Origin of the sequence: Streptococcus sp. 27098_8_86 (assembly GCF_041432595.1) — a bacterium.
Classification (GTDB): Bacteria; Bacillota; Bacilli; order Lactobacillales; family Streptococcaceae; genus Streptococcus; species Streptococcus pneumoniae_F.
This window is the reverse complement of record NZ_JAPVZW010000011.1, coordinates 20,048-42,404: the sequence shown is the minus strand read 5'-3', so window position 1 is coordinate 42,404 and position 22,357 is coordinate 20,048. Positions and strand designations below refer to the sequence as shown.

At 41.2% G+C, this 22,357-nt stretch carries 15 protein-coding genes; 13 read left to right on the top strand and 2 right to left on the bottom strand.

The window, feature by feature from the left end; genetic code table 11:
* Window positions 1-9: 9 nt before the first annotated feature.
* The 5 genes from O3616_RS09075 to purB all read left to right on the top strand — a co-directional run bounded on the left by O3616_RS09075 (window position 10) and on the right by purB (window position 3,629).
* Complete coding sequence (locus O3616_RS09075) at window positions 10-687, top strand: hypothetical protein (RefSeq protein WP_049552323.1); 678 nt, start codon at window positions 10-12, stop codon at window positions 685-687.
* Between the two features lie 169 nt (window positions 688-856).
* Window positions 857-1,024 carry a hypothetical protein gene (locus tag O3616_RS09070; RefSeq protein ID WP_164978943.1) on the top strand — a complete coding sequence of 56 codons (168 nt, stop codon included), beginning with the start codon at window positions 857-859 and terminating at the stop codon, window positions 1,022-1,024.
* 42 nt (window positions 1,025-1,066) lie between these two features.
* Window positions 1,067-1,306, top strand: a complete 240-nt coding sequence (locus O3616_RS09065) for a DUF6261 family protein (RefSeq protein ID WP_006149148.1) — start codon at window positions 1,067-1,069, stop codon at window positions 1,304-1,306.
* A gap of 145 nt (window positions 1,307-1,451) precedes the next feature.
* Complete coding sequence (locus O3616_RS09060) at window positions 1,452-2,318, top strand: hypothetical protein (RefSeq protein ID WP_223336345.1); 867 nt, start codon at window positions 1,452-1,454, stop codon at window positions 2,316-2,318.
* A gap of 12 nt (window positions 2,319-2,330) precedes the next feature.
* Complete coding sequence (gene purB, locus O3616_RS09055; RefSeq protein ID WP_049552322.1) at window positions 2,331-3,629, top strand: adenylosuccinate lyase; 1,299 nt, start codon at window positions 2,331-2,333, stop codon at window positions 3,627-3,629.
* A 54-nt stretch (window positions 3,630-3,683) separates the two neighbouring features.
* Here the strand turns inward: purB and strH are convergent, their stop codons facing one another.
* Both strH and O3616_RS09045 read right to left on the bottom strand, forming a co-directional pair.
* Window positions 3,684-7,889: an LPXTG-anchored beta-N-acetylhexosaminidase StrH gene (gene strH / locus O3616_RS09050; protein WP_371638685.1), complete on the bottom strand. Its 4,206-nt coding sequence runs from the start codon at window positions 7,887-7,889 to the stop codon at window positions 3,684-3,686.
* Between the two features lie 317 nt (window positions 7,890-8,206).
* Window positions 8,207-8,923, bottom strand: coding sequence for a GntR family transcriptional regulator (locus tag O3616_RS09045; RefSeq protein ID WP_042749780.1), 717 nt, complete (start codon window positions 8,921-8,923; stop codon window positions 8,207-8,209).
* Between the two features lie 319 nt (window positions 8,924-9,242).
* On the opposite strand from O3616_RS09045, the gene O3616_RS09040 reads away from it, so the two are divergent.
* The 8 genes from O3616_RS09040 (at window position 9,243) to O3616_RS09005 (ending at window position 22,230) form a co-directional block, all read left to right on the top strand.
* A complete protein-coding gene (locus O3616_RS09040; protein ID WP_371638684.1) occupies window positions 9,243-11,030 on the top strand; it encodes a beta-galactosidase family protein in 1,788 nt (595 codons plus the stop codon).
* On the top strand, window positions 11,027-11,503 hold the full coding sequence (locus O3616_RS09035; RefSeq protein WP_000156974.1) for a PTS system mannose/fructose/N-acetylgalactosamine-transporter subunit IIB: 477 nt from the start codon (window positions 11,027-11,029) through the stop codon (window positions 11,501-11,503). Before O3616_RS09040 ends, O3616_RS09035 begins: the two co-directional genes overlap by 4 nt.
* A 26-nt stretch (window positions 11,504-11,529) precedes the next feature.
* Entirely contained in the window at window positions 11,530-12,435 is a 906-nt protein-coding gene (locus O3616_RS09030) for a PTS mannose/fructose/sorbose/N-acetylgalactosamine transporter subunit IIC (protein ID WP_371638683.1), read from the top strand.
* Window positions 12,422-13,243: a PTS system mannose/fructose/sorbose family transporter subunit IID gene (locus tag O3616_RS09025; protein WP_049509964.1), complete on the top strand. Its 822-nt coding sequence runs from the start codon at window positions 12,422-12,424 to the stop codon at window positions 13,241-13,243. The genes O3616_RS09030 and O3616_RS09025 overlap by 14 nt, the downstream gene beginning before the upstream one ends.
* Before the next feature lie 3 nt (window positions 13,244-13,246).
* A complete protein-coding gene (locus O3616_RS09020) occupies window positions 13,247-13,651 on the top strand; it encodes a PTS sugar transporter subunit IIA (protein ID WP_371638682.1) in 405 nt (134 codons plus the stop codon).
* A gap of 210 nt (window positions 13,652-13,861) precedes the next feature.
* A complete protein-coding gene (locus tag O3616_RS09015; protein WP_371638681.1) occupies window positions 13,862-15,028 on the top strand; it encodes an SIS domain-containing protein in 1,167 nt (388 codons plus the stop codon).
* 115 nt (window positions 15,029-15,143) lie between these two features.
* The gene (locus tag O3616_RS09010; RefSeq protein ID WP_371638680.1) at window positions 15,144-16,181 is read left to right on the top strand and encodes an aldose epimerase family protein; all 1,038 of its coding nucleotides are present in this window, start codon (window positions 15,144-15,146) and stop codon (window positions 16,179-16,181) included.
* A 181-nt stretch (window positions 16,182-16,362) separates the two neighbouring features.
* Entirely contained in the window at window positions 16,363-22,230 is a 5,868-nt protein-coding gene (locus tag O3616_RS09005; protein WP_371638679.1) for a ZmpA/ZmpB/ZmpC family metallo-endopeptidase, read from the top strand.
* Window positions 22,231-22,357 lie beyond the last annotated feature (127 nt).

The window sequence follows — 22,357 nt, the reverse complement described above, 5'->3', positions numbered from 1 at the left end:
AGGAGAGGTATGCCATTAAAGTATTTTGAGATCAAAAACTTATTAAGAAGCCAGATAGGTTTAGTTGACTCCCTTACGGGAAAAGTTATGAAGTATGTATTATTGTATGGGATTTTATATGCGCTTTTTCTAATTGGTAGAGCTCAAGATCCAGATTCCTCAGGGGGACTTGTTGCTTTATTATTAATTATGGGAGTGCTTTATAGATTTAATTTTCTTTTTGAGAAAATTAATATTAAAAATTTAACGATAGCTTTTAGAAAAGGATATTTTTTAAATGACGAACATACGGAAATGTTAATTTCTGATATAGAATTATCGTTGAAAAAAATAAATAGTTTTGCAAATTGGAGTTGTGGTATTTTAGCAACTATTTCAATATTTGTGACTACAACCTATCTTAATTTTTTTAAAGATTCTATTCCTAAAGAAGAACTTTCAAAACTGTTAATTGATGAAAATGCTGGTTTGCAAAATGACTTGGTTGTTTTTTTAGCATTGTTGATGTTTCTGATAATTTTAGGATTACTAGGTTATTATCTTGCTGTTCAAGCCTTTACTTACGATATGCGATTTGTAAATACTATTTTAAAAAGCAGCCTTTACATTGATGAAGATGACATAATCATAGGTGGATTTTGGAAGAAGCTTGCGCACAGTTTAGATCATTTTATTTCGGGATTTTGATAAGTAGACGATATGAAAGGTGATCAATTGCTTCCTCCTCCCCATTCCCTCCCCGTCAGAATCAGACCGCTGAAACTTCCCGACGATGTGTTTCTGTTTGCGGGAAACCTTTGGGATTTTCTCCCATATCATTTATGAAAATAATATTTTTAAAAAAAGGAGACGATAGATGAATTTGAAAACTTATGGGATTGAATCTCTGGCGACAGAGAAGTTGAAAACCGATGAGTTTTCGCAGTTGACAGCTGACACGGTTTCAGCTTTGATAACTTTTGCCAAGGAGCACAAGCAGGAGCACTTGCTCACGACTCACGCTAGCCGTCTGGAAACGGCTTAGGCTAATTATCAGAGCGCGCCAAAGGGCAAAGCAGCATCGGCTGTGGTCAAGGACTTGGACGAGGTCGACCAAAAGCGTGACAATGCCTACCAAACGCTGGTCAATTTTGTAAAAGCCTACGCTCATGTTGACGGACAGGCGGTGGAGGCAGCCTACACCAAGCTGCGCAAAGCAAATTCGTTGCGGTTTATAAAGCCCGCCTCAGCGAGCAAGCCAATACAAGATTGGCCAAAGCAAGCAACAAAAACAAACCCTGCAAGCCGCTTACGACTACATCATTGACCTAGTCGCCGTCCTATCCCACGGCCAACCCGAACACTAAGACTACCAAAATCTCAAAGCCCAACTCAACACCATCAGGAAGAGATATAGGGCTAGTGGGAAGAAGAAAGTTACAAAACCAGAGGGTGAGAGTTGAGGAGGAAGTTTGAAAAAAGTAATTTACTTAATTACAGCCGTAATTACACTTTTATTAATAATATTGAGCTGTTCTTATTGGAATAGCATTGTTAATAACTTTGAAACTAAACCAGGTGATTACCTTATCCAATTACTGTGTATGTTGATTCCTGTATTAATATCATTATTTCTTTTTCATGTCGAGAGTTTGGAAAGGAAAGACGATCTGATTTTGCAAGAGCAACGTTTAGATAAACAAGAAGAAAATCAGAAACAAATGCAAGAAACTTTTGTAGAAATTACAAACATTTTAGATGCACAGAATACAAAACAAGAAAAGATGGGGGAATCTCTAGAAAAAACAGCGCTTGAGTTAAGACGAATAAGATTACCGAAGGGATTAGAATTTTTATATGAAAATATTGATCGTATTGAGGAATATATTCAGAGTGACTCAAGGGTTCAAAACACAATGAATGTCGTTGCTAGACATTATGCTATGGGAGAATTGCTAGAAAAGTGGAGGGAAATAGAGCTTGAGGAAGTTCCGCTAAAAATTAGAAGAGAGTTTGGAAACGCAAGATACTTTTTTGAAGATTATTCAAAATTACTATTTATTTCATATAATTTTTTGGTATCTCAAGAGAAAGATTTAGAAAAGAAAAATATTTTTGCTATTGGTTTTAATGCTTCAATTAGAATTGTAGACATGATTGCGATGGCATCAGAAAAATTAAATAGTCTACCTGATGAGAATCGGAAAGATATCAGTAAGGAAGATAGTCAATTACTATCTATTTATTATAACGATAGTAAAGAAAAAACTGTTGAAGCACTTGAAAAAAGAATTGAAAATTTTCATTCTAACCTGTTCAAGATGAAAGAAATGCTTTAAAGGAGAAACAACATGATCAACCGTTACTCTCGCCCTGAGATGGCGAACATTTGGAGTGAAGAAAATAAATACCGTGCTTGGCTTGAGGTGGAAATCTTGGCTGACGAGGCATGGGCTGAGTTGGGGGAAATCCCTAAGGAAGATGTGGCTTTGATTCGTGAGAAAGCGGACTTTGACATCGACCGTATTTTGGAGATTGAGCAGGAGACTCGTCACGACGTGGTGGCCTTCACACGTGCGGTTTCTGAGACTCTTGGTGAAGAGCGCAAGTGGGTCCACTATGGTTTGACTTCTACCGACGTGGTGGATACGGCTTACGGTTACCTCTACAAGCAGGCTAACGACATCATCCGTCGTGACCTTGAAAATTTCACCAACATCATCGCTGATAAGGCTAAGGAGCACAAGTTTACCATCATGATGGGTCGTACTCACGGTGTGCACGCTGAACCTACAACCTTTGGTCTGAAATTGGCGACTTGGTACAGCGAAATGAAGCGCAACATCGAGCGTTTTGAGCATGCGGCTGCTGGCGTCGAAGCTGGTAAGATTTCTGGTGCGGTTGGGAACTTTGCCAACATCCCACCATTCGTAGAGCAATATGTCTGCTACAAGTTGGGTATCCGTGCTCAAGAAATCTCTACACAGGTCCTTCCTCGTGACCTTCACGCTGAGTACTTTGCAGTTCTTGCCAGCATCGCGACTTCTATTGAACGCATGGCAACGGAAATCCGTGGTCTTCAAAAATCGGAACAACGTGAAGTAGAAGAGTTCTTTGCTAAAGGTCAAAAAGGGTCTTCAGCAATGCCTCACAAACGCAACCCTATCGGTTCTGAGAACATGACAGGTCTTGCGCGTGTCATCCGTGGTCACATGATTACAGCCTATGAGAACGTTGCACTTTGGCATGAGCGTGATATCTCTCATTCATCGGCTGAGCGTATCATCACACCAGATACGACCATCTTGATTGACTACATGCTCAACCGTTTTGGAAATATTGTCAAGAATTTGACGGTCTTCCCAGAAAATATGATCCGTAACATGAACTCTACGTTTGGTCTTATCTTTAGCCAACGTGCCATGTTGACCTTGATTGAAAAAGGGATGACCCGTGAGCAAGCCTATGACTTGGTGCAACCAAAAACAGCTCAATCGTGGGATAACCAAGTAGACTTCAAGCCACTTCTTGAAGCAGATCCCGAAGTAACATCGCGCCTCACGCAAGAAGAAATCGACGAAATCTTTAATCCTCTTTACTACACTAAACGAGTGGATGATATCTTTGACCGTCTTGGACTGGGTGATTAATTAAAAAATAAACAGCGAGATCAAAGCTCGCTGTTTATTTTTTATCGAAAAGACTTAGTCTTCTTTTCTTTTAGTGAGTCCATAAGCTGCTAGTGAGGCCATGAGTCCTGCGACTACTAGTCCTGCAGAATCGTGACTTCCTGTTTCAGGAAGTTTTTTCTCTGTTGCCACAGGAGCTGGACCTTTAGGAAGAGCTTTGTTTTCCTCAGCAGGAGCAGTTGATGGAGCTGGTTGGCTTGGGATTTCTAGTTTTGGTTTTTCTTCAGCAATAGCGGCTTGTCCGTTTTCATCGCCTACATGTGTTACCATAGTTCCGACTTCGACTATTTGAGTAACAGCTTCCTGTGCTACGACACTATTTACAAGTGTTTTCACTTCCTTGCCATCAACAGTGCTCACAGAGTAGAAGTTTGTACGGTGCCCGTTGACACCTTTAGCAATGACTTGTGTTTTTCCTTTGAGCAAGAGTGGATTTTCACGAGTCACTGTGGTAAATGGAATTTCTTCTTCTTGGATATCCAGTCTAGGTTTTGTTTCTGCAACTGGAGCAAGATCATGTTCATCGCCTACATGTGTTACCAGGGTTCCGACTTCAACAATTTGCGTAACTGCTTCTTTGGTTACAAGACTATCTACAAGTGTTTTCACTTCCTTGTCATCAACAGTGCTTACAGAGTAGAAGTTTGTACGGCGACCGTTGACACCTTTAGTAATGACTTGTGTTTTTCCTTTGAGTAAGAGTGGATTTTCACGAGTTACTGTGGTAAATGGAATTTCTTCTTCTTGGATATCCAGTCTAGGTTTTACCTCAGTAGTTGGTGCAAGACCACTTTCATCACCCTTGTGAGTTACAGGAGCGCCGACTTCAACCACTTGGTTTACAACTTCTTTGGTTACCTGGCTATCAAGGACTGTTTCTGTTGTTTTTCCATTTTCAGTGAGTACAGAGATGTAATGAGTTCGTTCACCTTTGACTCCTGCTGTAATAATATTTTCCTGACCAGCTGGGAGGTTAGGATTTTCTTTCTTGATAACTTCAAATGGAATTTCTTCAGTTCTTGTGATGAGTTCTGGACTGGTTTCAACATTGGCAGCCACTTCATTTTCATCCAGGCTTCCTGAATGGGTTGCAGCTGGTTTGAGGCCTTGAAGAGCAGCTTTGAGCTTACCTACTAGTGCGTCTAGTTCAGCTTGTTTGCTGCGGTTGAGGTTGTAATTTAGAGCTGTTTTAGCTGCGTCAAGGGCCTCAAGACTTTCTTTACTATATCCTTCTAAGTTTGTAGGAATTTTAGCTAATTCTTCGCGGAGAGCATTATAATTAGCACGGAAGTAGTCTTTGTTGTGGTCTGCAAAGGCAGTCATGAGTTCAAAGATTTCCTCTTCCTTGTACTCAGCGCTTGGTCTATCTGCCCAGATTGAAAGCATACTTCCGACTGTTGGAAGATCTACTTCAGGATATTTGGTAGAAGCTAGTTGATTGAATGGTGTTTTTCCAGTATTCTCAATAGCTTTCTTGAGGAAACCACCACCATCTTCTGGTTTTTGACCGAGAATGTAGTACCAGTCACCGTTGGTATTCAAGAACTTATAACCCTTGCTTGCTAGATATTGAGGTGATGCAAGGTTGTAGCCCCACCAGCCTTTAGACCAGTAAGAAATCAAGACATCTTTGTCAAACTGAACATCGTCTTTGTCCTCATAATAGAAGCCATCGTTGAAGGCCATTGGTTGAAGACCTCTCTCTTTGGCCATAGCAGCGAGGGTGTTGGCATATTCGGCAAATTTTCCATAGAGTTGATACCATTTGAGGTAGTACCAGCCTTGAGCATTAGTCGCGTCGTTAGCGTATTCGTCAGTACCATAGTTGAAAATCTTTGATTTATCAGCAAAGTAATCCATATACTTACCGATAAGGGCTTTGGTAAAGTTAAGGGCTTCTTGATTTTCAAGGTCCATCGTGGTTTTTGAAACTTTATCAAAGTTTGCTTGAGGATTCGCGATGCCAAGTTTTTCCATGGCAACCAGCATAGCATCCATATGCCCTGGGCTATTAATAGCTGGAATCAGACCAATACCTTTTTCCTTAGCGTATTTAACAAGCTCTGTCACTTCTGCCTGTGTTAGTGCAGTTCCGTTTGGATCATCGTAGTAAGCTTTTGTTCCTTCGATAATAGCTTTTTTAACGTCATCACTAGCATAGGTTTTTCCGTTGGCAGTAATGGTCATATCATCGAGTAGGAAGCGAAGTCCGTCATTTCCTAGAAGGAGATGAACATCAGAATATCCGAGCTCACTGGCCTTATCTACGATGCGTTTGAGTTGGTCAAGAGTAAAGTATTTGCGTCCAGCATCGATTGAGATTACCTTGTTTTTGGCAAGTTTTTCAACCTCACGTTTAGCATCTTCTTCTTTTTGAGCTTCTGGTGTGAAGGTCAAATTGCTGACTGCTTCTTGAAGTTTTGCAATTGCTTGGTCAATCGTGTCTTGTTGGGCACGGCTGAGGTTGCTATCAAGTGAACGGATGACTTTTGCCGCTTCGTTAACCGCTGCGACGCTTTCTGCAGTATAACGGTTAAGGTCTTTTGGTACCTCGTTAAGTGCTTTTTCTGCAGACTCATAATCAGCTGCGAAGTATTCAGCGTTAGAATTTGCGAATTGACGCATGAGTTTGAAGAGGCGTGATGGTGAATAACGTGCAGATGGAGTGTCAGCCCAAGCAGCTACCATACCACCGATGATTGGGATATCAGCTCCTTCTGTTTTTGGTACAGAAGTGATTGGTGTGTTTTTAATACCATTGAGCCCCTGATCGAGATTGTACCAGCCTTGGCCATCAGCGTTTCGTCCAAGAACGTAGTACCAAGCATCGTTAGTGTTTAGGATTTGGTGACCTTTTTCTACTAGAAGTTTAGAAGAAGCGACGTCGTAACCTCCCCAACCACCAGTCCACATTGAAACGATGATATCTTTGTCAAAAGTTCCGAAGCTAGTATCACTATTGTAGTAGATACCATCATTGAAGGCCATTGGTTTTAGACCGTGTGATTTTACAATACGAGCTAGGTCATTGGCGTAGGCAATAAATTTTTCATATCCTTTTACAGGGTAGCCTTCGTTTGGATAGTATTTATCAGCTTGAAGAACGCTCCAACCTTTAGCGTTTGTTGCATCGTTGGCATATTCATCCAGTCCGATGTTGAAAATTTCAGTCTTTTTCGCGAAATAAGCAGCATATTTATCGATAAGGGCTTTTGTAAAAGCGACCGCTTGTTCGTTGTCAAGATCGACAGTACGAGCTGATTCCTTCCCAAAATAGCTAAAGTTAGGGTTTTGGATTCCCAATTCTTTCATGGCATTGAGGATTGCATCCATGTGACCAGGACTATTTACTGTCGGAATGAGACCGATGCCTTTATCTTTGGCATAGTTAATCAGATCTGTCATTTGACTTTCTGTTAAGTGATTGCCGTTTGGATCGTTGTAATAATCATTTGTACCTTTTTCAATGGCACGTTTGACATCGTCACTCGCATAGGTCTTGCCGTTAGCTGTGATGCTCATATCGTCCAACATGAAGCGGAGTCCATCATTTCCGACTAACAGGTGTAAATCAGTGTAGCCATAATGTTTCGCTTTATCGATGATTTCCTTGAGTTGTTCTGGTGAGAAATATTTACGTCCAGCATCAATAGAAACAATTTTCTTTTTCGCTAGTTTTTCATTTACAGTTGTAGCACGTTCCTTTCCTGCCTCTGTTGCCAGTTTGTCAGCCTCTGCTTTCGCTTCATCTTTTTTAGCATCTTTTTCAGCTGGTTTATCCTTGTCAGTCTTGTCTGTATTTGACTCTTTAGAATCAGCCTCTTTCTTAGGGCTAGCTTCTTCTGCCTTTTTATTAGCAGTTTCTTTTTCAGCAGAAGTTGGAGTTACCACTTCTGCTTTATCACTAGGAGTTGAACTAACTTCCTCTTGTGGTTTTTCTTCTGTTTTTGGACGACTAACTACCTTATCAGTAGCTGGAATTTCTGTTTCTACAGTTTTTGGAGCTTCTGGTTGAAGCTCTGCTTTAGGTGTTTCCTCAGTCCGATTTTCGGATGATTGAGGGGAATTAGAAACCGTATGGATGGTCGGTTGGTTTTCTGTAGTAGGAGTAACTCCATCGGCTGCAACAGTCTGTGCTTGGAAGGCGAATCCAATTAGAACAGAAGCTGCTCCTACAGCGTATTTACGAATAGAAAAACGCTGTTGTTTTTCATGTTTCATTGCAAAACCTCCTGATTGCATTGTTATATTGATAGCGTTTACATAAATCAACACCTTTATTTTATTTCTTATATTAACGAGAGTCAAGAGGAGATGACAAAAAACTATAATAAGTATAAAAAAATATAAAATTTAAACTTAAGATTTCAGATTGGTCGGAAAAGATACATATATATATCTAGTAGAATCTTTTTGGTTCTATTTCTATAAAATACTCCACAAATTATAGAATCTTCCAAAAATAGGTAAGCGCTACCTTTTTGGTGTGGTATAATAAGTATAGAAAAAGCCCAAGCGTTTAGGCTCAGGCTTTCTTCTTAGTGATCACGGTCACATGAAATGAATTTGATTTTGTAGTAATCCGCTCGTTTATATGTTTCGCTGAATGCGAGAACTTGACCAGTAGACTCTAGTTTAGTAGTCTTGGTTTGTAAAACGGTTGGGAATTGTTCATCGACTCCGAGGACCGAAGCCGCATGTTCTGGAGTTGGAAATGCTATTTCATTGATTTCTTCAAAATGTTCATCATTCATGTGAATGTGGTAATCCAATTTGAAACGGTTATAGATAGAGCTATAATATTCAAGATTTGGATAATTTGCGTTGATGTATTGTTCTGGAATGTAAGATGTATGGTAGATGTAGACAACACCACCTGTTTCGCGTACGCGTTCAATCTTGTAGTAGAACTGATCTCCGCGTAGTCCGAGTTTTTCTAAGTAGCTTAGTTTGTTTCCACGCTCAATAGAAAGGACGGTAACTTTATCATCTTTAGTTTCAAAAACTTCTACATCTGAAAACTCTACGAGTTTATGTTTGCGTGCGCGTGAAACGAATGTACCCTTTCCTTGTTGACGGACAATATAGCCATCCTTGGCAAGGTCGTTTAAGGCGCGGACAACTGTGATAGAACTCACATCATACATTGCAATCAATTCAGCTTCAGTGTAGAATTTATCTCCACTGGCAAATTGACCAGAAATGATTTTGTTCTTTAACTCATCTTTAATATATTGATACTTTGGAATTGCCATATTTTCACCTCGATTTTCCTTCTCCGTTAAAGATTTTACCATAAAACTGGAAAGAATAGTAGCCTTTTGAATAAAAAAATTAGAATAATAGGCTATAAGGTTAATTTACATAGGAATAAATAGAAAAATCTACATTTTTATACATGGTGCTAAAATGTTGTTATGACTATAGATTACGAGATTTTTATAATTTTTTTGTGTAAAATTTAGTGAAAAATGAAAAAAATCGTGAAAACCTATTGACAAATGCAAGATATTGAGATATATTTACTATATCAACAAATGAAAGCGTAAACTTTAGTTGTCAGAAGGTAAGAACATGACACGATTTGAGATACGAGATGATTTTTATCTCGATGGAAAATCATTTAAGATTTTATCTGGCGCCATTCATTATTTTAGGGTTCCTCCAGAAGATTGGTATCATTCGCTCTATAACTTGAAGGCTCTTGGTTTTAATACAGTAGAGACTTATGTGGCCTGGAATTTACACGAGCCTCGTGAGGGTGAGTTTCACTTTGAAGGAGCTCTGGATTTGGAGCGATTTCTTGAGACGGCACAAGATTTGGGTCTCTACGCTATCGTTCGTCCCTCTCCCTTCATCTGTGCGGAGTGGGAATTCGGTGGCTTACCAGCCTGGCTCTTAACAAAGAATATGAGACTTCGTTCCTCAGATCCTGCTTATATTGAAGCTGTCGGTCGCTACTATGACCAGCTCTTGTCACGCTTGGTGCCACATTTGTTGGACAATGGTGGCAATATCCTCATGATGCAGGTTGAAAATGAGTATGGTTCTTATGGAGAAGATAAGGCTTATCTGAGAGCAATTCGACAGTTGATGGAAGAGCGTGGCGTAACCTGTCCTCTCTTTACATCAGATGGTCCATGGAGAGCTACTCTGAAAGCTGGAACCTTAATCGAAGATGACCTCTTTGTAACAGGAAACTTTGGTTCTAAAGCTCCGTACAATTTTTCACAGATGCAGGAATTCTTTGATGAACATGGCAAGAAATGGCCACTCATGTGTATGGAGTTCTGGGATGGCTGGTTCAATCGTTGGAAGGAACCGATTATCACACGGGATCCGAAAGAATTAGCAGAAGCTGTTCGAGAGGTTTTGGAACAAGGCTCTATCAATCTTTACATGTTCCACGGTGGTACAAACTTTGGCTTCATGAATGGTTGCTCAGCTCGAGGGACTTTGGACCTACCACAAGTTACATCTTATGATTATGATGCCCTTCTAGATGAGGAAGGAAATCCAACTGCCAAATATCTGGCAGTCAAGAAGATGATGGCAACACATTTTCCAGAGTATCCGCAGCTGGAACCACTCTACAAAGAGAGTATGGAGTTGGATGCTATTCCACTAGTTGAAAAAGTTTCCTTGTTTGAAACCTTGGATAGCTTGTCAAGTCCAGTAGAAAGCCTCTATCCTAAAAAGATGGAGGAGTTGGGACAAAGCTATGGCTATCTACTCTATCGAACAGAAACAAACTGGGATGCAGAAGAAGAAAGACTTCGTATCATTGACGGTCGAGATAGAGCTCAGCTTTATGTCGATGGTCAGTGGGTCGAAACCCAATATCAGACAGAGATTGGGGAAGATATTTTTTATCAAGGTAAAAAGAAAGCGCTATCCAGGTTAGATATCTTGGTAGAAAATATGGGGCGTGTCAACTATGGACACAAGTTCTTAGCAGATACGCAACGTAAGGGAATTCGGACAGGGGTTTGTAAGGATTTACACTTCTTACTAAACTGGAAACACTATCCACTCCCACTAGACAATCCTGAGAAAATTGATTTTTCAAAAGGATGGACAGAAGGACAACCAGCCTTTTACGCTTATGACTTTACAGTCCAAGAGCCAAAAGATACTTACCTAGACTTGTCTGAGTTTGGTAAGGGAGTTGCCTTTGTCAATGGGCAGAACCTAGGACGTTTTTGGAACGTCGGCCCAACCCTCTCGCTTTATATTCCTCATAGCTATCTAAAGGAAGGTGCTAACCGCATCATTATCTTTGAAACAGAAGGTGAATATAAAGAAGAGATTTATTTAACTCGTAAACCTACACTAAAACACATAAAGGGGGAAAATTTATGACAATTGTAGGATGCCGTATCGATGGACGTTTGATCCACGGACAAGTAGCCAATCTTTGGGCTGGAAAACTAAATGTTTCACGTATTATGGTTGTGGATGACGAAGTTGTCAACAACGACGTTGAAAAGAGTGGTTTGAAATTAGCGACACCACCAGGTGTGAAATTGAGTATTTTGCCAATTGAGAAAGCGGCAGCCAATATTCTTGCTGGAAAATACGATAGCCAACGTCTCTTTATCGTGGCTCGTAAACCAGACCGCTTCCTTGGTTTGGTAGAAGCAGGTGTACCACTTGAAACCCTTAATGTTGGGAATATGTCTCAAACACCAGAAACACGTTCTATCACACGTTCTATCAACGTAGTGGACAAGGATGTGGAAGACTTCCACAAACTGGCAGAAAAAGGTGTTAAACTTACTGCTCAAATGGTTCCAAATGATCCAGTTTCAGACTTTTTGAGCTTATTAAAATAGGAAAAAATTTTTAGGAGGTCATTGTTATGATACAATGGTGGCAAATTTTACTTCTCACTTTGTACTCAGCTTATCAAATCTGTGATGAGTTGACGATCGTTTCATCTGCAGGTTCCCCTGTATTTGCTGGTTTCATTACTGGTTTAATCATGGGAGATTTGACAACTGGTTTGTTTATCGGTGGTAGCTTGCAGTTATTTGTACTTGGGGTTGGTACCTTCGGTGGTGCTTCTCGTATTGACGCAACTTCTGGTGCGGTTCTTGCAACAGCTTTCTCTGTTTCACAAGGAATCGCTACAGACCTTGCGATTACAACAATCGCCGTTCCAGTAGCAGCGCTCTTGACTTACTTCGACGTTCTTGGACGTATGACAACTACTTTCTTCGCTCACCGTGTAGATGCTGCAATCGAACGCTTTGACTATAAAGGTATCGAACGTAACTACCTACTTGGTGCGATTCCATGGGCTCTATCTCGTGCCCTTCCAGTCTTCTTTGCCCTTGCCTTTGGTGGTGCCTTTGTTCAAGGAGTAGTAGACTTGGTTAAACAATACCAATGGGTTGCAGATGGTTTGACTCTTGCAGGTCGTATGCTTCCAGGTCTTGGATTTGCAATCTTGCTTCGTTACCTTCCAGTTAAACGTAACCTCCACTACCTTGCTATGGGATTTGGTTTGACAGCTATGTTGACTGTTCTTTACTCATATGTAACAGGTCTTGGTGGCGCTGTTGCAGGTGTTATCGGTACTCTACCTAAAGATGTTGCTGAAAAAATTGCTTTTGTGAACAACTTCAAAGGATTGTCTATGATTGGTATCTCTATCGTAGGTATCTTCCTTGCAGTGCTTCACTTCAAAAATAGCCAAAAAGTAGCTGTAGCAGCACCTTCTACACCATCAGAAAGTGGGGAAATCGAAGATGACGAATTCTAATTACAAACTAACAAAAGAAGATTTTAATCAAATCAACAAACGTAGCTTGTTTACTTTCCAATTAGGTTGGAACTACGAACGTATGCAAGCTTCTGGTTACCTTTACATGATCTTGCCTCAATTGCGTAAAATGTATGGGGATGGAACTCCTGAATTGAAAGAAATGATGAAAGTTCATACTCAATTCTTCAATACTTCACCATTCTTCCACACTATTATCGCTGGTTTTGACCTTGCCATGGAAGAAAAAGATGGTGTAGGTTCAAAAGATGCCGTTAACGGTATCAAGACAGGTTTGATGGGACCATTTGCTCCTCTTGGAGATACAATCTTTGGTTCACTTGTACCTGCTATCATGGGATCTATCGCAGCAACTATGGCTATCGCTGGCCAACCATGGGGTATCTTCCTTTGGATCGCAGTTGCAGTTGCTTATGACATCTTCCGTTGGAAACAATTGGAATTTGCCTACAAAGAAGGGGTTAACCTTATCAACAACATGCAAAGTACTTTGACAGCTTTGATTGACGCTGCATCTGTACTTGGTGTCTTCATGATGGGTGCTCTTGTAGCAACAATGATCAACTTTGAGATTTCTTACAAATTGCCAATCGGTGAAAAGATGATTGACTTCCAAGATATCTTGAACTCAATCTTCCCACGCTTACTTCCAGCAATCTTTACTGCCTTTATCTTCTGGTTGCTTGGTAAGAAAGGTATGACTTCTACTAAAGCTATCGGTATCATTATCGCTCTTGCAGTAGGTCTTTCATTCATCGGTAAATTCTTGCTTGGAATGGGCGCATAATCTATGGCTAAATCATTAATTTTGGTGAGTCACGGTCGTTTCTGTGAAGAGCTTAAAGGTAGCACTGAAATGATCATGGGCCCACAAGAAAATATTCATGCAGTGCCTCTTCTTCCGGAAGATGGCCCAGAAGACTTCACTGCAAAATTTGAAGCTGCTATTGAAGGTTTGGATGATTTCCTTGTCTTTGCGGATCTTCTTGGTGGTACACCATGTAACGTGGTAAGCCGTTTAATCATGGAAGGTCGTGATATTGACCTTTACGCAGGGATGAATCTTCCAATGGTGATTGAATTTATCAATGCGAGCCTTACAGGTGCAGATGCGGACTATAAGAGTCGTGCTGCAGAAAGCATTGTGAAAGTCAATGACTTATTAGCTGGCTTCGATGATGACGAAGATGAATAAGATGTGACAACGTGAAAATCACAGGGAAAATAGGCGATAAGAGGATGGAGCGATGCTCCGACGATAATCGGTCTTTTTCCCAAAGATTTTAGTTGGAACTCGATTCAATAAGATGTGATATCGTGAAAATCGTTAGAACATTTTATATAGAATATACATGGGAATGGGGCTTACTCCCATTCCCATATTTAATAGAAAAAGAGGAACTCAATGCTACATTATACAAAAGAAGACTTGCTCGAATTGGGCGCAGAAATCACTACACGTGAAATCTACCAACAGCCTGATGTCTGGAAAGAAGCTTTTGAATCTTATCAAGCAAAAGGTGAAGAAATTGCTGCCTTCCTGCAAGGGATTGCTGATAAACATGACTATATCAAGGTTATCTTGACAGGTGCTGGGACTTCTGCTTATGTGGGAGATACCTTGGTACCTTACTTTAAGGAAGTCTATGACGAACGCAAATGGAATTTCAATGCTATTGCGACAACAGATATCGTTGCCAATCCAGAAACTTATTTGAAAAAAGATGTGACAACTGTACTTGTATCCTTTGCTCGTAGTGGGAACTCGCCTGAAAGTGTGGCGACTGTTGATTTGGCCAAAGCCTTGGTGGATGAGCTTTATCAAGTGACGATTACTTGTGCGGCGGACGGTAAGTTGGCTCTTCAAGCTCATGGAGATGACCGCAATCTCTTGCTTTTGCAACCAGCTGCTTCCAATGATGCTGGCTTTGCCATGACTTCTAGCTTTACGTCTATGATGTTGACAGCTCTCTTGGTCTTTGATTCTACAGAATTTGCTGTTAAGTCTGAACGTTTTGAAGTTATATCTAGTCTTGCTCGTAAAGTTCTAGACAATGCAGAAGATGTCAAAGAGCTTGTTGACCTCGACTTTAACCGTGTCATCTATCTAGGCGCTGGTCCTTTCTTTGGACTTGCTCATGAAGCTCAGCTCAAGATTTTGGAATTGACAGCTGGTCAAGTTGCGACCATGTATGAAAGCCCAGTCGGCTTCCGTCACGGTCCAAAATCTCTGATCAACGAAGATACAGTTGTCTTGGTCTTTGGTACAACGACAGACTACACTCGTAAGTACGACTTAGACTTGGTTCGTGAAGTTGCTGGTGATCAGATTGCTCGTCGTGTTGTGCTTTTGAGTGATCAAGCCTTTGGACTTGAAAATGTCAAAGAAGTGGCCCTTGGTTGTGGCGGTGTCTTGAATGATATTTACCGTGTCTTCCCTTACATTGTTTATGCCCAACTCTTCGCCTTATTGACTTCACTCAAGGTAGAAAATAAACCTGATACACCTTCTCCTACAGGTACCGTAAACCGTGTGGTACAAGGTGTTATCATTCACGAATATCAAAAGTAAGACAGTGTTTATGAATTCTTGACAAGAGGATTTGTAAACTATCAGATAAACCATAGATTGTCAGTAGGCTTTCTATGGTTTGTTTGCTTGAGAGAAATAGTAAAAGGAGAAGAGAATGAAAGCATACACAGAGCGTGTATTTGGAAATGTTGAGGGCAAGGATGTCTTGGCCTATCGCTTTGAGACAGACGGTGGCTACCAGCTTGAGGTTATGACTTATGGTGCGACCATCTTGCGCTATGTCACACCTGACAAGGCTGGAAATTTTGCCAATGTTATCTTGGGTTTTGATGATTTTGATAGCTATGTAGGCAATAGCCCCAAACATGGAGCTAGCGTAGGTCCTGTAGCAGGACGTATTGCAGGTGCGACCTTTGAGCTAAATGGCAAGACCTATGACCTTGAAGTCAACAATGCTAGCAACTGTAACCATAGTGGTTCAACTGGTTGGGATTCTAGCTTGTTTGAACTAGTTGAAGTAAGCGAACATGGCTTGACCCTCTACACAGAGCGTACAGATGGGACAGGAGGATTTCCTGGAAATCTCAAGATTTGGATTAGTTACTATTTGGAAGAAACTGGTGCCTACGAAATCAGCTACAAGGTAACGACCGATCAGGATACGCTGGTTAATCCAACCAATCACAGCTACTTCAACTTGTCTGGTGATTTCACACAGACAATTGACCGCCATGTCTTCCAACTAAACACAGAGGGCATTTATCCAATCGCTCCCGACGGTGTTCCGGCTAAAACTCCAGATGCTAATCGTGATGTGGTTAAACACATCTACAATGGTGCCTTGTTGAAAGACATCTTTGCAGAGGATGATGAGCAAATCCAACTGGTATCTGGTTTGGATCATCCATTCGCTCTTCCTGCAGGTCATGACAATGCTGGTTTCCTTTATGACCAAAATTCAGGTCGCTTCCTGCTTTTCAAGACAGAGGCTCCATGCTTTGTAGTCTACACAGCAAACTTTGTGGATGAGAGTGTCATCATAGGAGGTCAGCCAATGGTACAGCACAATGGGATTGCCCTTGAAGCGCAGGCTTTACCAGATGCCATTCATAGCGACCTCAAAGACAAAGTTATTCTTAAAGCCGGTCAAACCTTTACAAGCAAGACACGTTATGAGCTTGTTGTGAAATAAAAATTTAGAAATATGATAGGTGTTCCAGAAGTTAGGTATCTAATTTTAGGAATGCCTTTTATTATTCCCTTATTTGCATATCTATCCCTAGAATCTTTTAAAAAGTTGATGTATAATGGGAAGAGTTGTATATTTTGCTATAAATTAATATACTAATTTAAAAATGTAAAAAGAGGGGAATATGAATTTCAAAACTAGTGGAGAAAAAAGACAGAATTTCTCATTGAGAAAATTGGCAGTTGGCCTTGTATCTGTAGCAGTTGCGTGTTTCTTTTTGATGGGAACTGGCCTACAGACTGTATCTGCCCAAGAATCTCATGCCGTTAATTATACTTATGTTTTAGAGTCGGATTTGACTGATGAAGAGAAGACTCTCTTAGTTACATCCCTACCACAAGTAGCGGAAGAAACAGATGCTACCTACTATCTTGTTTATCGAGCAAATCAAGTACTACCCAACACAGGAGCTAGCTCTTCTCTAGGAACTGCTGCCTTAGTGGCAGGCCTTAGTTTGCTGGTCGTAGTGGTTCTTAAGGGACGTGATGGCAAGAGCAAGATTAGTCGATTCTTGTTAGTAACCAGTCTAGGAAGCCAGTTGCTGTCTCCAACTGTCCTTGCCTTGACTAGCGAAACACTAGCTGCTTATAACACTCAACTATCGGTTCAGGCAGGAGATGCCTTGCCAGCCCCGGTTGATATTCCTGGTTATACATACATAGGATATGTGAAAAATAAAGTAGACGTTGTTAAGCAATCAGATAAACAGAAGGCGCATGACAGCAAGTCTAACTTAGAAAATGTAGATAGCTCAACGATAGAGGAACAACAAGGAGGAACACCTTCTCCTATAGAGTCTCAACTACAAAAAAACAATGAAACTGTAGTGCAAGCAAAGGGGAGCCAAGAGCCGGGTCATGAGGGCGATGCCCTAGTTCAACCCGTTCAACCGACTTATACAGAACCCGTTAGCACCCAAGGAACACAAGAGTCAGGTCATGAAGGCGAGGCTCTAGTTCAACCAGTGCAACCTGCCTACACAGCCCCAATCAGTACTCAAGGTACACAAGAGTCAGGTCATGAAGGCGAATCCCTAATCCAAGCAGAGCAGCCGTCTTATACAGCCCCAATTAGTACCCAAGGTACGCAAGAGCCAGGTCATGAGGGCGATGCCCTAGTTCAACCAGTGCAACCGACTTATACAGAACCCGTTAGCACCCAAGGTACACAAGAGCCCGGCCATGAGGGTGAAGCTCTAGTTCAACCAGTTCAACCAGCGTATACAGACCCAATTAGCACTCAAGGCACACAAGAGTCAGGTCATGAAGGCGAATCCCTGGTTCAATCAGAACTACCAGTTTACACAGGTCCTCAGGAGGGAGCTCCAGTTGAGCCAACAGTGCCAGAGTCTACAGAAGTTGTTAGCAGTAAGGGCACGCAAGAGCCCGGCCATGAGGGTGAAGCCTTAGTTCAACCCGTTCAGCCATCTTACACAGCTCCAATTAGTATCCAAGGTACGCAAGAGCCCGGTCATGAGGGCGAGGCTCTAGTTCAACCCGTTCAACCAGCCTACACAGCATCGATCAGTACTCAAGGCACACAAGAGTCAGGTCATGATGGTGAGGCTCTAGTTCAACCCGTTCAACCAGCGTATACAGATCCAATCAGCACTCAAGGTACCCAAGAGTCGGGTCACGAGGGTGAGGCTGCTGTAGTAGAGACTCTTCCTGAACTGCCTTTGACAAGCAATCATCGTACAGTAACAGAAACCATTCCTCATGAAACTGAAGAAATTGAAGATGCGACTATCTTAAAAAATCATCGAGAAATTGCTCAGGAAGGAAAAGCCGGTTTACGGACAATCGAGTATGAAGATTATCTCGTAGATGGTAAGGTGGAAGCTAGCAAGGAAATCTCACGTACAGAAGTAGAACCAACCAAAGAGATTGTCAAGGTTGGTAGTCTTGTTAAAACCAAACCAACAGTTGAAATTACTAATCTGGTTAAAGATGAGAGCAAAAAAGCTGTAGCAGTCACCTATCACTTAGATGACCAAACGTCTGCTTTTGTTAAGGCCAAGGCTCAAATTTTTCAAAATGGAATACTAATTAAAGAAGTGGATTTGAAAGACTTATCCGTTCAGCAAACGATTGATGGTTTGGACTACTATACTCCTTATACAATTAAGACTTACTTGACCTATAATCTAGGTCAATCTGATCAGGAAAATACAGAAGTATCAACGAAAGATTTTCAATTGGACTATAAGAAAATTGAAATCAAAGATGTGGATGAAGTGGGGCTCTATGGTAAGGAAGATGGTCACTACCGTCGCTATCTGAATTTATCAGAAGTACCAAGTGATTTGTCACCTTATTTTGTCAAAGTCAAATCAGATAAGATGAAAGAAATGTTGCTACCAGTGAGCTCTATTAAGGAAACAGAGGATGGGAAGTACAAGGTAACCGTTGCCTTCAATGAACTGGTTCAAGAGAAAGATTCAGCATACAAGGATAACTATAGCTTCACAGTTGATAAGCAAAAGATTGCCAAGGACGGTGTCTATACTTCCTTCAAGAAACTGATTGCTGCCATGCAAGGTAATCTAGCTGGAACCTTTAAACTTGGAGCTGATATGACAGCTGATGAAGTGGCCTTAGCTAAGGGACAAACCAGCTATGTGACAGGCACTTTCACTGGTAATCTTATCGGTGCGAGTGACGGTAAGCCGTTTGCGATTTATGACCTCAAGACAGCCTTGTTTGATAACTTGACCAAGGCTACTGTGAAAGATATTGACCTTAAAGCAGTAGCGATTAAGAGTCAAGATGACACAGCCAGCCTAGCAAAAGTAGCTACTAATAGTCAGATTAGTAATGTAGCTGTAGAAGGTCAATTGACAGGTAGCAAGTCAGTTGCAGGTTTGGTAGCCAAGGCTCAAGATACAGAAATTACTAATAGTTCCTTTACAGGTAGCATTCAGGCCAAGCATACGGATGCTTCTCCTTACTATGTGGGAGGTATAGCAGGACTCTTATCTGGTACTAAGGCTAAGATTGATAAGGTAGCTGTTGATACAAGTATTTCTAGCAATGCTCGCAACAATGACCAATTTGCTGGAGGTATTGTAGGGAAAGTTCAAAGTGGTGCTTTGGTCTCTCATGCACTAGCAAGTGGAACCATCCTCAATACGACAACCTATCCACGTATCGGAGGTATAGCTGGCTCTACATGGCAAAATGGCCGTATCCATCATGTCGTTAGCATGGTTAATACTGGAGATGGTTATGGCATCACAGGAGACCAATATAAGGGAGCGGACATCAAAGATGCCAGCACTGCTGTTGAGAACAAGAAGGCTGATCTCTATGCGGCCCCAATCACCCAAGACCAGGCCAGAGAAAAGGTTCAGTCTTATGGGATGACAGTGACACTAAACGATACAGGTCAAACACTTAAGGCCAATCAGCACAGTGTGGACTATACTCAGTTAAGTCAAGGCCAAGCTAGTCGAAAAGTTGCTTATCACAATATCGAGAAATTGATGCCTTTCTATAACAAAGAGTTAGTGGTTCACTATGGAAATCAAGTTGATCCTACTGATAAGCTTTATACTACAGAACTGCTGGATGTCGTACCAATGAAGGACAATGACATCATCACAGATATTCAGGCGAATAAAGTAGCTATCAATAAACTGATGTTGCATTTTGCTGATAATACAATCAGTTATCTGGATGTCACCTACAAAGAAAACTTCAAAAATACACAAATTGCAGAGTACAGCGTAGCAGGTAAAAACTTTATCTTTACACCAGAGGCCTTTTTATCTGACTATACAAAAGTGACCAATCAAGTTCTAGCAGATTTGCAAGGGGTCGAATATGACTCGGCAGCCATGAGAAGAGTTCTGGGTATTGAGGCAGATGCGTCGCTTGATCCGCTATATTTGGATAAAGAATTCGAAAAAGTTCAGGCTAATATCGGCGAACATCTCCGTAAAGTGCTAGCCATGGACAAGTCTATCAATACGATGGGAGATAGTGTAGCAACCTACATCAGCGAAAAAATCAAAAACAACAAGGAAGCTTTCTTGCTTGGTTTGACTTACCTCAATCGCTGGTACAATATCAACTATGATCACATCAATACCAAGGATCTCAATACCTATAAGTTTGACTTTGATGGCAATAGCACAGCTTCAACCTTGGATACCATCATTGCCCTAGGTCAGAGCGGTATGGAAAATCTCAAGGCATCAAATAATATAAGTGCCTATGAAACAACACTAGCAGCTGCAAAAGGTCGCAAGACAGTGACGGATTTACTAGAGTCTTACAGAAAACTCTTCCTACCAACTAAAACCAATAATGAATGGTTGAAGACGAATACCAAGGCCTATATCGTAGAGAGTAAATCAGCGATTCCAGAAGTGCGTGCTAAACAAGAGTCAGCAACACCAGATAGTAACTATATGCTGGGAGTCTATGACCGTATTACGGCACCAAGTTGGAAATTAAAAAACATGCTCCTACCTTTATTAACATTGCCAGAAGAAGATGTTTATGTGATTTCAAATCTTTCTACCTTGGCCTTTGGTGGCTACGAACGCTACCGTGATCGTGTCAATAATACAGTCTTATCAGGAGAAGAATTGCGTCAGTATGTCCGTGCTAAGGTCAACCAGTCGGCTGAATGGCAACGAGACCACTACGATATCTGGTACCACTTCCTTTCACCAGAATACAAAGAAAAACTCTTCCGTTCAGTCATGGTTTCAGATGGCTTTGGTATGAAAGATAGCAATAGCAAGTATTACTGGGCTACCCTGTCTGATAAGTCCATTGCTTCTATCTACAACTTCTTTGGACCAACTGGTAAGTGGTATGGGGAAAGTAAAGGAGCTGGAGCCTATGCCAACGGTTCTGAGGTCCGCTATGTCAGCGACCGCTTGTTGGATAAATACGGAACATCTGTCTATACTCATGAAATGGTTCACAATTCTGACGGACATATTTACTTTGAAGGAAAAGGTCGTCGTGAAGGATTGGGAGCAGAGTTGTATGCCTTAGGACTGTTGCAATCTGCTGACAGTCTAGATAAGGATGCTATTGTCTTGAATACTCTCTATAAAGGGGATAAGGATTCACCAACTCGCTTGCATACTTATGATCCGACAAGTCGCTTTACATCAGCCGCAGCCTTGCAAGAGTATGTGCACGGTATGTACGATGTCTTGTATACCTTGGATGCTATGGAAGCCAATGCCATTTTAACTAAGTCAAATGATGTTAAGAAAAAATGGTTTAGAAAAATAGAGAATTTCTACATTGAGGACAAGTACCATAAACAAACTCATGCTGGAAACTCTGTTCGTCCATTGACAGATGCTGAAGTAAGTAAACTAACCAGTCTTGATGCCTTGATTGACAATGATATCATCAACCGTCGGGCTTACCGTGATAAGAGCGACTATACTCGTAATGGCTATCATCTGATCAGCATGTTCTCACCGATTTATGCTGCCCTCAGTAATCCAAAGGGTGCGCCTGGTGACATCATGTTTAGAAAGACAGCCTACGAATTGTTGGCAGAAAAAGGTTACCAAGATGGCTTCTTACCATATGTATCCAACCAATACGCAGAAGAAGCTAAACGTAATGGGGACATTACCTATTCAGATTGGCTCCGAAAAGATGTGGGCCTCATAACTGATAGCCTCGTATTGAAAAATGTCTTTGCCAACAAATACGGTTCATGGGCTGATTTCAAGAAGGATATGTTTGATCAACGTATTCACAAGCAAGATCAGTTGAAACCAATCACCATTCAGTACGAACTTGGTGTACCAAACAGCAGCAAGGAGATTACAATCCGTTCAGCTGCTCAAATGCAAGAACTCATCGATCAAGCAGTGGCAAAAGATGTGGCTAACATTGACCGTACGACAAGCCATGCTCCTGCAAGTTGGGTCCACTTGTTAAAACAAAAAATCTACAATGCCTATCTACGTAGCACAGATGATTTCAGAGAATCGATTTACAAACAATAAGAAAACTCCCTCAGAATATTCTGTCTAAGCCAGTCCATCTTGCAGACGGTCAGTCTTTGTGATAGAATAGCATAAAGTCCTTTTGAGGGGGAACTTGCTAGGAAAGCCCCAAGCATTGTAACGGATG

Excerpts from the sequence above, each read along its gene's own strand:
- O3616_RS09075 (WP_049552323.1), top strand. The coding sequence starts at position 10 with ATGCCATTAAAGTATTTTGAGATCAAAAACTTATTAAGAAGCCAGATA.
- O3616_RS09070 (WP_164978943.1), top strand. The coding sequence starts at position 857 with ATGAATTTGAAAACTTATGGGATTGAATCTCTGGCGACAGAGAAGTTG.
- purB (WP_049552322.1), top strand. The coding sequence starts at position 2,331 with ATGATCAACCGTTACTCTCGCCCTGAGATGGCGAACATTTGGAGTGAA.
- strH (WP_371638685.1), bottom strand. The coding sequence starts at position 7,889 with ATGAAACATGAAAAACAACAGCGTTTTTCTATTCGTAAATACGCTGTA.
- O3616_RS09045 (WP_042749780.1), bottom strand. The coding sequence starts at position 8,923 with ATGGCAATTCCAAAGTATCAATATATTAAAGATGAGTTAAAGAACAAA.
- O3616_RS09040 (WP_371638684.1), top strand. The coding sequence starts at position 9,243 with ATGACACGATTTGAGATACGAGATGATTTTTATCTCGATGGAAAATCA.
- O3616_RS09035 (WP_000156974.1), top strand. The coding sequence starts at position 11,027 with ATGACAATTGTAGGATGCCGTATCGATGGACGTTTGATCCACGGACAA.
- O3616_RS09030 (WP_371638683.1), top strand. The coding sequence starts at position 11,530 with ATGATACAATGGTGGCAAATTTTACTTCTCACTTTGTACTCAGCTTAT.
- O3616_RS09025 (WP_049509964.1), top strand. The coding sequence starts at position 12,422 with ATGACGAATTCTAATTACAAACTAACAAAAGAAGATTTTAATCAAATC.
- O3616_RS09020 (WP_371638682.1), top strand. The coding sequence starts at position 13,247 with ATGGCTAAATCATTAATTTTGGTGAGTCACGGTCGTTTCTGTGAAGAG.
- O3616_RS09015 (WP_371638681.1), top strand. The coding sequence starts at position 13,862 with ATGCTACATTATACAAAAGAAGACTTGCTCGAATTGGGCGCAGAAATC.
- O3616_RS09010 (WP_371638680.1), top strand. The coding sequence starts at position 15,144 with ATGAAAGCATACACAGAGCGTGTATTTGGAAATGTTGAGGGCAAGGAT.
- O3616_RS09005 (WP_371638679.1), top strand. The coding sequence starts at position 16,363 with ATGAATTTCAAAACTAGTGGAGAAAAAAGACAGAATTTCTCATTGAGA.